This window comes from Paenibacillus senegalimassiliensis (assembly GCF_001486585.1).
Lineage (GTDB): Bacteria > Bacillota > Bacilli > Paenibacillales > Paenibacillaceae > Fontibacillus > Fontibacillus senegalimassiliensis.
On sequence record NZ_LN909042.1, the window covers coordinates 156627 to 169914 of the forward strand.

Genomic DNA, 13288 nt, shown 5'->3' on the forward strand with positions numbered 1-13288 from the left:
AGGCATTATTTTTCGCTTTTAGGTACGCTTTCATTTGTTCGTTTCTTGCTGCGGCATTGTGTTTGATCGGGCTTGATGATGCCAGTATAGCAAGAACAAAAAGTTTTGTAAATACATTTTACTAAAGTGTTTTTTAAATGTGTTATTGAAAACTATTTCGTTTATGTTACAATGACTCTCGTAAGGCTTAAAACGCTATCATTAGGACGGTGACTAGATGAGTAATCACAAACTGGCGCAATTACTTGCGCAGAAATCCGATCAATTAATTCAAGGCTGTATCAAGGTGGCTCATGATGGTACGAAGCTGTTTACCCCTGACGGGATTGCTAGTTATGATGCGCTGTGGGTACGCGATTTTGCTTATATGGTTGAATACGCTTCCGAGTTCATTCAGCCGGAGGATATCCGGGCTGCGGTTGACTTCGTTATTGGAGGGAGACGCGAGGACGGCTGGCTGCCTGACCGTATTTATGCGGACGGCTTAGGCGTATATGCCGCAGGTGTGGTAGAGAAGCCGGTAGGGGAAGCCAACCTGGATAATACCCCGTTCCTGGCTTATGTAGTGTATTTCTATCTTAAATCTCTGGAAGAAGGGCAAGCTCGTGAGTTGTTCGGCAAATGGGCCGGGGCTCTGGACCAAGGTATGTCGCTGATTCCGCTGAGTAACGATGGACTTGTCTACAATGATCCGGCCAAGCCGCATTCTCCGTATGGATTCACGGATACCATCGGTAAAACGGGCGAGTTGTTCATGGAATCGCTGCTCTTCTGGCGGGCCTGTCGCTTCCTGCAGGAATTGCACGAGAAGTACGGGCAAGCGGCTGTAGCTAAGTCATATAGTGAGCAGGCGGCTGCGATTGAACGAAGTATCTTCAAGCTCTATGATTCATCTCGTAAAGGCTTCTATGCGGCTACCGGAGAGTGCAAGCAACTGGACATCTGGGGTATCGCTTATCTGCTGTACATTGGCTTCCCGGCGGAGGATCTCCGGGAGGATCTCCTGACCTTCTTGCATGACAACTATGAGAAATATGTCTACAAGGGCCAAATTCGTCATCTGCTGCAAGGGGAATACTGGGAGCGTCTGCTCATCGATGTACCGCATGAGGAATATCAGAATGGGGCTTATTGGGCGACGGCCAGCGGCTGGGTGATCTGGTGTCTGGCTCAGAAGGATGGCAAGCTTGCGGCCCAAGCCTTGAAGGATGTGGCGGACAGCTTCGTAAATGATGGCATCTTCGAGTGCTTGAATGAAGGCTACAGCAAGCTGGACAGCTTTGTCGTTAGCGCGACCAATGTGCACGGCGCCTATCAACGGTTGGTGCAGGAGCAAGCACAGTCCTTCATCCAAGCGGTGGATGAGCTGGAGCAGCTCTAATGTCAGCCCGGCATCAAGTGCTGGTGGCTGGAAGTGCCAACATCGATATCATGCTCCAGGTTCCTCGCACGCCGCATCAAGGCGAATCGCTGGTGGTAGCCGGGCAGCGTACCGGACTTGGCGGCAAGGGCTCTAACCGGGCCATTGCCTTGGGGCGGCTGGGACTGGATGTACAGTTCTGCTGCAAGCTGGGACAGGATAGCAGTGGCGATCTTGTCTTCAGTGCGCTACAGGCTGAAGGAATCGGAACCCGGCTGGTGAAGCGGGACGAGCATGTCGGTACGGGAACGGCCTATATCATGGTTGAACCTACCGGCAAGAATACGATTTTATCTTATTTGGGCGCGAACAATGCGTTTACCAAGGCGGATATTAACGAGATTGTGGATCAACTATCTTCGTTCTCGTTCCTATCCCTGGAGCTGGAATGCAGCCTTGCCTTAATCGAGCAACTGCTATATCACGGTCGCAAGCAGGGCAAGGTCATCATCGTGGATGCAGGGCCTGTACGTGAAATTGAGCTTGGTGAATTTCGGGATGTAGATATATTCAGCCCGAATGAGACGGAGGCGGCACAGTGGACGGGCTTTGCTGTAGATACGGAGGAAGCGGCGGGCGAGGCTTGCCGCTACTTGTATGAGGCTACGGGCAGCAAGCGGGTGCTGCTCAAGCGTGGAGAGCATGGCGCGATGCTGTATGACGGTCAGGACCTTCGGAACTTCCCTGCCTACCGCGAGGCGGGGCAAGTGGTGGATACCACGGCAGCAGGAGATTGCTTCATGGGCGCTTTGACGTTAGGCATGGCCCGCAAGATGCCGCTGGATCAGGCCATTTATTATGCAAACGTGGCAGCGGCTATCGCGGTGACCCGCTCAGGCGCGGCTACTTCGCTGCCAACAGGAGCAGAGGCGGATGCAATGTTCGCCAAAGCTCAGCAAGGGGGTTACGTCAAATGACAAACAAACTATCGTTATCCATTATGTGTGCGGATCAGCTTAACCTGAAGGGGGCGCTGGAGGATGCGGCGGACATTCGTGCGAACTTCATCCATGCGGATATTATGGATGGCAACTTCGTGCATAACATTACGCTAGGCTTCGATCAACTGCGGATGCTGGCCGAGAATTCGTCCGTCCCGGTGGATGCTCACCTGATGGTCAGCAATCTGGATATGGCCATTCCGCTGGTGCTGGACACGGGGTGCACGCATGTCTGCTTCCATATTGAAGCTACTCATACGCCAATCCGCTATCTGCGCCAAATCCGCGAGAGCGGCAAGCAGGCCGGGATTGCCATCAATCCACACGGCTCTATCGACTTCTTGCACCATCTGCATCAGTACGTCGATTACGTCCTGGTCATGACGGTGGAGCCTGGCTTTGCGGGACAGAAGTTCCTGGAGCATACCGCGCTGAAGATCAAGGAAATTCGCGAACTGATCGGCCCGGATAAGGACATTATGGTTGATGGCAACATTGGCCTGGATAGTGCCCAGCTCTGCCGCGAGTACGGAGCCAACGTCTTCGTGCTGGGCACCTCGGTAGCCTATAGCCAGCAGCAAATCAATGAAGCGCAAATTCAGACGTTCCGTGACAAGTTGGATGTTCCGGTGCAGTGACAATAAAATAGGCTATTTAGAAATAAGGCGGCACCTATTCTCCTGAGAGGATGAGTGTCGCTTTTTTATTTGTGGAGGACAGGGACTATTTTTATATCAAATTCCAAGGATTATTATATATCCAACAAAATGTAAGCGCTTTATAATTTAAGCGTGCTTACTATATCATTTTAGAGAAGGAGATGATAGTTATGAGCAAGTGGTGGAAGGGCAGAATGCTTGCCTGTGTCTGCGCGGTTGCTTTGGTAGCCCCTGGATTGGGCTTTGTACCCGAGGCGGATGCAGCGGGGAGCTTCCTCATGGGCGGGGATGTGTCGATGCTTCATGAGGTAGAAGAGCGAGGCGGCGAGTTCTATGACCAGGGTGTGAAGAAGGATGCATTAGAGATTCTTAGTGATCATGGCATGAATGCGGTTCGTTTGCGGCTGTGGGTTGATCCCTATGATGCTGCGGGTAATCCGTATGGTGGCGGGACCAATGATTTGGCGACCACGATTTCGCTTGCTCAGCGAGCAAAGGCACAGGGCATGGATGTACTGCTTAACTTTCACTTCAGCGACTTCTGGGCCGATCCGGGCAAGCAAAATAAACCCAAGGCCTGGCAAAGCTTGAGTCATAGCCAATTGCTCACGACAGTGTACAACTACACCAGCAACGTGATTACCGAAATGAAGGCGGCTGGAGCTCTCCCCGATATCGTACAGGTGGGGAACGAGGCGAGCAGCGGTATCCTTTGGGATGATGGCAAGGTGGGCGGAGGTATTGATGATTTTACCCAGCTTGGTGATCTGCTGACCTCAGCGATTAACGGAATTCATGCCGCCTTAGGGCCGGGTGAGGATGTAGAAATTGCCCTGCATCTGGACCATGGGGGAGACAATAATCTGTATACCTGGTGGTTTGACAAAATCGAGGCAGAGGGTGTGGATTACGATATTATTGGCTTAACCTATTATCCCTTCTGGCATGGGACGATGGGCGAGCTCGCTTACAACTTGAATGCCATCAGTAGTCGTTACAATAAGGACGTCATGATTGTGGAGACCTCTTACGGCTTCACGTTGGATGATGGTGATGGCCTGGGTAACTCCTTCTATACCACAGAGGAGAGCATCGGTGGTTATCCGGCATCGGTGGCGGGACAAACGGCGTATCTGCGGGATTTAAAAGAGATCCTGCAGGATGTACCGAACAATCATGGCCGCGGAATCTTCTGGTGGGAGCCAACCTGGTTGCCAGTAGAAGGGGCGCATTGGGGCAGTGAGGCAGGCAAGCTGTACAATAACGATACCGGCCTGTTGTCCAACCCATGGGATAACCAGACGTTGTTTGATTTTGACGGCAATTTACTATCTACCGTATCGGTCTTTACGGAAGGTTCGACGTTGAATCTCGTATCTAACCCAAGCTTTGAAGCGGATGGCTGGACGCAGACGCCCACATCATGGAATCTCTGGGCTGTAGATGATGCGTCGTATGATGCCATCAAGGTAGAGGAAAATGGGATTACCGGTGGCTATAAGCTAACACATTGGAGCGATGTCGAATATGAAGCATCCACGTACCAGAATATTACGGGGCTAAGCTCAGGTACGTATACATTATCGGCCTGGGTCCTTAACAGTGGGGGCCAGAACACCTTGCAACTATATGCAAAAAACTTCGGCGGCGCCGAGCTCTCTGTTGATTTGCCAACGAGTCCTGAGAAATGGGTCAAGGTGAAAATTGAGAACATCATTGTCACTAACGGTGAAATTGAGATTGGAGTCTATTCTGATGCTCAGGCGGAGAACTGGATGAACCTGGATCATGTGAAGCTGTATAAGAATTGAGCTTATGAAGGTTAGGTGAGCAGCTCACGTCAGCCCTATGATCAGCTCTAGCGAGCAGTGATGGGATTGGCGGGGCTGCTTTTTTTGCCTGCGCAGGAGAATTATTATACACCTGCTAAAGGTTTTTTATATTTCAAGCTTAATGAAAGCGTTTTATATTGAGAGTAAGGGCTGATGTATTTTAGAATAGCCAACTAACAAGGGGGGGACTTGAATGAAAAAGACATGGATATTGGCTTGTCTCTGCATACTGCTCTTTGGAGTGACAGCTTGTGCGCCTGACCGATCAGGGCAACTGGGTGGTGCTGGGGAAGGGGGCAACGACGGTACTAGCAGTAATAACGAAGCTTCCGTGAACTCGGATGGTACCGGGCAACAACAACCTGACAAATTAGTGATCTGGTCCAATGATGATGCGAAGCACTTAAAAGTGGTAGAGCAGCTAGCCGGCGAATTTGCCGCTGATACGGGAGTCCAGGTGGAGGTGGTGCCTGTTAGTGGCTCTGAGCAGGTGCAGAAGTTATCCCTGGCCGCTCCGGCGGGCAATGGACCTGACCTGTTCTATCAGCCGCAGGATCGCCTGGGGGATCTGGCTGTCCAAGGATTGGCCGAAGCCGTCGAGCTGTCCCAGCAGGAAAGGGCCGAATACAGCGCCGCAGCATTAGATGCTGTGCAGTATGAAGGGCAAACCTACGGCTTCCCCATTTCAATTGAGACCTATGCCCTCTATTACAATAAAGCACTGGTCGATCAACCGCCGGTGAAGATGGAAGACATCGCGGGAACCTACGCCTCACTGACCGATGCAGGCCAAGACCGTTATGCCTTCCTGATGGTGCCGGATTTTTATTACGCCATTCCTTTTATCATGAACTACGGCGGGTATATCTTCGGGCAGCAGGATGGTAAATACGATGCTTCTGACCTTGGGCTGAATAATGAGGGAGCCGTTCAGGGGATGAGCGCGTATGCCAGCTTTGTGAAAGAGACGGGAATTCCCGCTACGATGACAACGGACGTGATGGACACCTTATTTCTGGAAGGCAAAGCAGCAATGACCGTGAACGGGTTATGGGCCATGAAGCCTTACGCCGAGAAATTGGGCGATGATCTTGGAACTGCGCCATTGCCCACGGTAAACGGGGAGCCTGCGCCATCCTTCGTTGGGGTGAAGTCCTGGTTCATCTCGTCTTACTCCAAGCATCCCGAATGGGCCAAGCGGCTTGCGCTGCATCTGACCAATGCGGCAAGCTCCGAGGTCTATTATGAGCAGACGGGAGAAATCCCCGCTCGGCCGGATGCGCAGCAAAGTATTGCCGATCCGCTGTATGACGGATTTGTGCAGCAGCTCGACAGTGGTGTACCGATGCCGAATATTCCGGAAATGAGTACCGTTTGGGCGATGGATGATGCGGTTGATTTTATCGTGCAGGGAGAGGACCCCAAGTCTGTACTGGATGAGACGACCGAGCAGATCGCGTCTCAGATTAAGGCATCCGGACGATGAAGCACCGCCCCTGGATTGCTGTAGGGCTGTCCCTGCTGTTCGCAGGCTTGGGGCAGCTATATAACCGTAGTTATATCAAAGGAATCATTTTGGTCATGTTGGAGCTGGCATTTATCATCACCTTTGCCGATTTTATCGGGCTGGGCTTGTGGGGAATTGCCACGCTGGGGACGATCCCCAAGCTGGATCATTCGATTTTCCTGCTGGTGTACGGGCTCTTGTCCCTGATCATGCTGGCCATCGCAGGCATGATCTATGTTCTAAATGTGCGCGATGCCAAGAAGGAAGCGGAGCAGCTTGCCAGCGGCTGGGAGCGGCCAAAGCTGCGGGAACGGATGAAGCAGGCGTACATGACGAGTATGCCGTATGTGTTATCCGTACCAGGGTTCATTTTACTGCTGTTTGTGGTGGTATTCCCGCTGCTCTTTGCCGTATCGCTGGCCTTCACCAACTATGACCTATATCATTCTCCGCCCCGTCAATTGGTGGATTGGGTGGGCTTCGACAACTTCGTCAGTCTGGTTACGGTACCGATCTGGAACCAGTCCTTCATGAAGGTGCTGTCTTGGACGCTGGTCTGGACGGTAGTGTCAACCACGCTGCAAATCGGTCTGGGGCTAGTGCTGGCTGTGCTGGTAAATGACAAACGCGTCCGCTTCAAGCGGATCATTCGTACGATCCTGATTCTGCCGTGGGCGATTCCGAATTTCGTGACGATCATGATCTTCTCTGCGTTGTTCAACGATCAATTTGGAGCGATTAACCGGACGCTAAGGGATTGGTTCCAAATGGCCCCCATTCCCTGGCTGACCGATCCGCTGTTCACGAAGCTCGCGCTGATTGGCATACAGGTATGGCTTGGCTTTCCGTTCCTGTTCGCCCTGTTCACTGGGGTACTGCAAAGCATCTCTCATGATGCTTATGAAGCCGCAGATGTGGATGGGGGGACGCGCTGGCAGAAGTTCCGTTACATCACACTGCCGCATGTGCTCTTTGCCACCGGGCCGCTGCTCATTATCCAATATACGGCGAACTTCAATAATTTTAATATCATCTATTTGTTTAATGGCGGAGGACCGGCAGTTCGCGGACAGACGGCGGGTGGTACGGATATTCTGATCTCCTGGGTGTATCAGCTTACCTTTACGACGAACAACTACAATATGGCTGCGGCGATCTCGCTTATTATCGGGGTGATTGTCATCGCCTTTGCCTTCTTCCAATTCAGGCGGACCAAGTCGTTCAAAGAGGAGCGTGATCATTAAGATGGGAGGACGTATGAAATCAAGGCTGGAGGTCACCGGCATTTATCTGATTATCGGCCTGATGACGGTCGTGATCTGTTATCCGCTGGCTTGGGCGGTCGGCTTATCCTTCAATGCGGGGACCAGCCTGTATTCGTCCAGCATGATTCCCAAAGAGCCTACGCTGGAGCATTACCGCTGGCTGTTCACCAGTCCGGAGAGCAACTATCTGACGTGGTATAGAAATACGCTGTACGTCTCGACGGTCAGCAGCGTACTGTCCATCCTGTTCACCTCGATGACGGCTTACGCGCTGTCTAGATTTCAGTTCGTCGGCCGCAAAAGCGGGATGTACGCCTTCCTGCTGCTACAGATGTTCCCGGTCATGATGGCGATGGTGGCGATTTATATTTTCCTGAACCTGATTGGCCTGCTGAACACCTTGATCGGACTCATTATGATCTATGTGGGCGGTCAGATTCCTTTTAACGCCTGGCTGGTGAAGGGGTATCTGGATACGATCTCCCGGGAACTGGACGATGCGGCGAAGATTGATGGAGCGGGGCCGATTCGCCTGTTCATCCGAATTCTGCTGCCGCTGATTACACCGATTTTGGCGATAGTCGCTCTGACCAACTTTATGTTGCCGATTTTTGATTTTATCTTGCCGTCGATCATTTTGCATGACAAGAGCAAATACACGCTGGCGGTCGGTTTGTACCATTTTGTCACCGAGAAATATTCCAGTAACTTTACGGTGTTTACGGCGGGTGCGATTCTGATCGCGGTTCCTATCGCTGGCATCTATCTATTCTTGCAAAAATACTTCATATCAGGACTTGCAGCGGGAGGCACGAAAGGCTAACGGCTGAGACAAAGGAGTGGATCATCATGATGAATTTGGATTTTATTAAAGGCGCGGATATTTCATTTGTGGACGAAATCGAAAGTGAGGGCGGGGCTTTTTATGAGCAGGTTCAGGCCCGGGATGTGCTGGATATCCTGAAGGACAGCGGAGTAAATTCAGCGCGCCTGCGCTTGTGGAACAATCCTACGTTTGACTACTGTAATCCGCAGAAGACGATTAAGATGGCGAAGCGGGTGAAGGAGAAGGGACTGCACTTCCTGCTCGATTTCCACTATTCCGATTATTGGGCTGATCCGGCCAAGCAGCATATGCCCAAGGCCTGGGAAGGTCTTGAGTTCCCGAAGCTGGTTGAGGAGGTAGAGGCTTTCACGGCTTCGATCTTGCGAGATCTGGCAGCAGCAGGCGCCTTGCCCGATATGGTTCAGGTAGGGAACGAGATTACGAACGGGATGATCTGGGAGGCTGGCCGGGTCGACGGCGACCATAATACGCCCGAGCAGTGGGAGAAGCTGGCTGCGTTAATCGCTGCGGGCGTTCGCGGAGTACGGAAGGCCACCCCTGAGTCCGGGCAAATCCCGGTGATGATCCATATCGACCGTGGCGGTGATAACGCGGGCAGCCGATTCTTTTACGACAAGCTGGTAGAGTTTGATCTTGATTATGATATCATCGGGCTTTCCTATTATTCATGGTGGCACGGCACGCTGGAGGAGTTTACCGATAATATGCATGACCTGGCTGTTCACTATCGCAAGCCCATTGTGGTCGTAGAAGTGGCTTATCCCTGGACGATGACCCCGCCCGATGAGCAGCCGCTGATTTTCAACAAGGAAGAGTGGGTGTATCCAGGCTATCCGCCAACGGTGGAGGGGCAGCGGCAATGGCTGGCAGAGCTGATGCGGCGCATTCGGGAAGTTCCGAACGGCCTTGGTCTTGGGTTATATTACTGGGAGCCGTGCTGGATTCCGTCCAAGCCGGAGTGGTCGGTGGGGCATGAGAATAACTGGTCGAATCTGACGCTATTTGATTATCAAGGCAACAAGCTCGATTCTCTGAATGTATTTTTGGAGAAGTAGGGCTTCCTCATTGAACAGTTGGCAAGCTATCCTTCATAATAGAGCTATCAACACCGAGGTGGTGGTAGCTCATGGACTGGGGAAATGATAATATCCGATATGTATTCTCTTCACTTGAACGTTCGTTGCCGCTATATTTGGAATCCATCGGTTATAGCGCATGGGAGCGCATCTTCCAGCGACCTGAAGGTTATCCCTATTATCACTGGCTGCATACGCTGGAGGGAGAGGGACGCTTTGAACTGCACGGCGAATCCGTCAGGCTGACCAAGGGACAAGGTGTCCTGCTCAAGCCCTTCACGCCCCATAGCTATTATCCGGCGTCGGACCGCTGGTCCACGATTTATATTACATTTGGCGGTGCTTCGGCCGCATCGATTATGGAAGCCCTGAACATGGATGAGACGATCCTGTATGAAGAGGATGATGATCAATCCTTCGGCGCATTATTCAATGATCTCTTCCGGCGGATTGATCAAGCTGAGTCTCATAATGATGTCGAAGTGTCTACCGACCTTTACTATTTCCTTATGCAGCTTCGCAAGTTCGGCATGCTGAACAACGGTCCGTCGTTGTCTCAATACTACCGTAAGCTTCAGCCTATCATGTACTTCATGGAGCAGCACTTGGCTGGAAATATCGGCCTGCCGGAGATTGCCGAGCACGCTCAGATTGGCACGAATGCGCTGCACGAGCTGTTCCAGCAAGCCTTCGACATGAGTCCTTACTCGTATCTGATTCAATTGCGCCTGCGGGAGGCGAAGAAAATTATGCTGCTTCATCCCGACCTTGCGCTGCGCGAGGTAGCGGAGCAGACCGGCTTCAACGATGTCAGCCACTTTGTAGCGACCTTCCGCAAGAAGGAAGGCATCACGCCCGGCAAGTACCGGGAGCTCCATGTGACCGCGGAACAGGCGGGAGACGGAGAATAGAATATCAGAAGAAGTGAACCAACTTTATAGATTTATATTATGAGCATCGCCCTTTCTTGGGGCGGTGCTTTCTAGTGTTCATATCATTGCCGGGAATAGCTACTGTTTATCGTTTGTTCATATTTATACTATCGCCTGTTTATTTTTATAGAATCGGGGGTTCATGTTCTTCCTTCATACTAAGAAAAATGACTTTGACCAAGACTATGGGGGAGGAACCAACATGAACTTGAAGACGCATCAACCTCGCTGGAATCTGTATTATTTGCTTCTATATTTATTATTTATCCTGCTCGGAAAGCTACCTGTAGTGGGGTCTTGGCTGGACGGATTTGCTTCGGCCAGATACGCGGTATACCCGGCTTTGTTTCTTATGGGCCTGTTTGTGTTCAGAAAGCCTTTGCTTGACAGTTGGGGGCAGCTTAAGGGGCGCATCTTACGCAACTTGTTGCTGCTTGCTGGCGTTTACTTAGCCTTCGTATTGATTAGTTCCCTGACCTATATGCTATTCGATTCGCCTGTGAACGAGGGAAGCGTCAACGACCTCAAGGTATATGAGCTGATGGTTACACTGCCGCCTTATCTGACGTTGCCTATCTTGGGCGTAATGGGACCTGTCGTTGAGGAGTTTATTTTCCGCTATCTTCTAATTCGACGCTTATCTACGCGTTTGTCGGTGTGGCTTTGTGTCTTATTGTCGAGCACGCTGTTCGGGCTGCTTCATATCCATCATCTTGCCGACCTGGTCCATGTGACTCCGTATATGGTGATGGGGCTTGTCCTGGGAACGCTGTATGTGAAATCCCGCTATAATTTGCTGCTCCCCATCTTGTTCCATGTTTTCAATAATCTTAGCGGATTAATTCCGGTACTCCTGTACTGACGGGTTGAGGGAACAACGAACTACCGGCCCCACCCGCTATCGACGCGTTCCTCCCGTTACGTCAGAGTGCATTTATTTGCTAAGATAGGGAGTAGATGTAGTGACCTGTTCCATTCAGGAGCACGGAGAGTCGCTGAGGTCAACGGTGACGGAGGGAATGAGTTGAAAGGAGTTTGGAATTGAAGAACATTCGGATTATGGTAGTAGATGATGAGCCGGAAATTGCCGAACTTTTGCAGGATTATCTGGAAAGGGAACACTACGAGGTGAGGATGAGCCACGACGGCCTGTCTTGCCTTGAGTTGTTCCGGGAATATCAGCCGCAGCTGGTCATTCTTGACCTGATGTTACCAGGCCTTGATGGTATGGAAGTGTGCAGAATTCTTCGCTCTGAGTCCTCAGTCCCTATCATTATGCTAAGTGCCAAGAAGTCTGAGGGGGACAAGATTCTGGGTCTGGGCCTGGGTGCGGATGATTACGTTGTGAAGCCGTTCAGCCCCGGAGAGGTTGTGGCTCGGGTGAAGGCTCAATTAAGGCGGGTCAATCTTCTTTCTGTCCGGGAACAGAAGGAGGATGTGATGTCCTTTCCCCCGTTGAATATTTATCCAAAGGCTTATGCCGTAACATTAAGGGGAGAGGAAGTGGAGTTGACGACCAAGGAGTTCGAGGTCTTGCGGCTGCTTGCCCGTCATCCCAATCAGGTCTTGACGCGTCAGCAAATTTACGATCAGGTCTGGGGCGTTACCGAATATGGCGATTTGAATACGGTAACTATTCATATCAAGCGAATTCGGGAGAAGATAGAGGACATTCCAGCTTCCCCAAGGTATATCAAAACCGTGTGGGGCGTTGGCTATAAGTTTGGAGGTAGTGAAGGATGAGAATCGGATTGCTAGGAGGTGTGATGGCCGGGTTCTCTGCCATGCTGCTTGTTCCTGCAGGAGTTGTGCTTCTGGCAGGGGTGAGTAGTCCCGAGGGGATATCTTCCGGCCCTGTTCTCTCGCTTATTCTGGCGATGTTCGTCCCCTTTGTCTTATGTGCTCTCTTAGTAGGGCGATTTCTGGTCGTTCGCATCTTAACCCCGTTGCGGGAGCTTAATCATGCCACAGGGCAGATCATCAAGGGGAATTTTGACGCTGCTCTTCACTATAGCAAACGTGATGAAATGGGAGATTTATGCGTAGCCTTCAACGCGATGAGTACACAATTAAAGGCTTCTCTGGAGAAGCAGGCACTGCTTGAGCGTTCTCGTAAGGAACTGATGGCCAGTATTTCTCATGATCTACGTACGCCGCTGTCCTCCATTCGTGGCTATGTAGAGGGCTTGCAGGATGGCGTCGTTCATGATCAAGCCAAATTCGACCGCTACATTGCGGTGATTAAGAATAAAACGGAAAGTCTGGACCGCTTGATCGACAGTCTCTTCCACTATACCCAACTGGATCTCAAGCCGCTGGACGCTGATTTGCGCACCTGGGATTCGCAGCATCTGCTGGATTCAATCATTCAGCCGATCATGCTTGAGTTGGCTGATCAGCCCGTGAGACTACAGGTGGAAAGGCCCTTTCCTGCGGTCTCACTGCTTGCCGATGAACAAGGGCTTGCCCAGGTGTTCGATAACTTGATCAGTAATGCCAGAAGCGTGTTGCGTGAGCAAGGAGGAGTAATCGCTGTGCAGGCCACAGCAAATTCTCAATATTTGCGGGTGAAGGTAGCTGATAACGGGCCAGGAATCTCGTCGGAGGACATGCCTTACATCTTTGATCAGTTCTACCGCGCGGAGAAATCTCGTTCCCGCGCCTACGGCGGAGCCGGACTAGGCCTGGCAATTTGTCGCAAAATCATTCGAAATCACGGTGGTGAGATTACGGCTGAGGATACACCGGGTGGTGGTGCTACGTTTTGTTTTACCTTACCGATTATAGAAATTCAGCCCTAGTATACAGA

General features: G+C 51.4%; 12 protein-coding genes. All 12 read left to right on the plus strand.

Going from position 1 to position 13288, the window contains the following annotated elements; all coding sequences use genetic code 11:
* Window positions 1-217: 217 nt before the first annotated feature.
* The 12 genes from BN3279_RS02975 to BN3279_RS03030 all read left to right on the plus strand — a co-directional run bounded on the left by BN3279_RS02975 (window position 218) and on the right by BN3279_RS03030 (window position 13280).
* Window positions 218-1381, plus strand: a complete 1164-nt coding sequence (locus BN3279_RS02975; protein ID WP_059049166.1) for a hypothetical protein — start codon at window positions 218-220, stop codon at window positions 1379-1381.
* Complete coding sequence (locus BN3279_RS02980) at window positions 1381-2337, plus strand: ribokinase (RefSeq protein ID WP_059049167.1); 957 nt, start codon at window positions 1381-1383, stop codon at window positions 2335-2337. The genes BN3279_RS02975 and BN3279_RS02980 overlap by 1 nt, the downstream gene beginning before the upstream one ends.
* Window positions 2334-2999, plus strand: a complete 666-nt coding sequence (locus BN3279_RS02985; RefSeq protein WP_059049168.1) for a ribulose-phosphate 3-epimerase — start codon at window positions 2334-2336, stop codon at window positions 2997-2999. Before BN3279_RS02980 ends, BN3279_RS02985 begins: the two co-directional genes overlap by 4 nt.
* A 191-nt stretch (window positions 3000-3190) precedes the next feature.
* The gene (locus tag BN3279_RS02990; protein WP_059049169.1) at window positions 3191-4831 is read left to right on the plus strand and encodes a glycoside hydrolase family 53 protein; all 1641 of its coding nucleotides are present in this window, start codon (window positions 3191-3193) and stop codon (window positions 4829-4831) included.
* A gap of 214 nt (window positions 4832-5045) precedes the next feature.
* The gene (locus tag BN3279_RS02995) at window positions 5046-6338 is read left to right on the plus strand and encodes a sugar ABC transporter substrate-binding protein (RefSeq protein ID WP_059049170.1); all 1293 of its coding nucleotides are present in this window, start codon (window positions 5046-5048) and stop codon (window positions 6336-6338) included.
* Window positions 6335-7603 (plus strand): carbohydrate ABC transporter permease, encoded by a 1269-nt coding sequence (locus BN3279_RS03000; protein WP_059049171.1) that lies wholly within the window; start codon window positions 6335-6337, stop codon window positions 7601-7603. Before BN3279_RS02995 ends, BN3279_RS03000 begins: the two co-directional genes overlap by 4 nt.
* Window position 7604: 1 nt before the next feature.
* Entirely contained in the window at window positions 7605-8447 is an 843-nt protein-coding gene (locus BN3279_RS03005; RefSeq protein ID WP_059049172.1) for a sugar ABC transporter permease, read from the plus strand.
* 26 nt (window positions 8448-8473) lie between these two features.
* On the plus strand, window positions 8474-9526 hold the full coding sequence (locus BN3279_RS03010) for a glycoside hydrolase family 53 protein (protein WP_316245742.1): 1053 nt from the start codon (window positions 8474-8476) through the stop codon (window positions 9524-9526).
* 71 nt (window positions 9527-9597) lie between these two features.
* On the plus strand, window positions 9598-10458 hold the full coding sequence (locus tag BN3279_RS03015) for a helix-turn-helix transcriptional regulator (RefSeq protein WP_059049173.1): 861 nt from the start codon (window positions 9598-9600) through the stop codon (window positions 10456-10458).
* 223 nt (window positions 10459-10681) lie between these two features.
* Entirely contained in the window at window positions 10682-11341 is a 660-nt protein-coding gene (locus BN3279_RS03020; protein ID WP_059049174.1) for a CPBP family intramembrane glutamic endopeptidase, read from the plus strand.
* Between the two features lie 179 nt (window positions 11342-11520).
* Window positions 11521-12222, plus strand: a complete 702-nt coding sequence (locus BN3279_RS03025) for a response regulator transcription factor (RefSeq protein WP_148466802.1) — start codon at window positions 11521-11523, stop codon at window positions 12220-12222.
* On the plus strand, window positions 12219-13280 hold the full coding sequence (locus BN3279_RS03030) for a sensor histidine kinase (protein ID WP_059049175.1): 1062 nt from the start codon (window positions 12219-12221) through the stop codon (window positions 13278-13280). The genes BN3279_RS03025 and BN3279_RS03030 overlap by 4 nt, the downstream gene beginning before the upstream one ends.
* Window positions 13281-13288 lie beyond the last annotated feature (8 nt).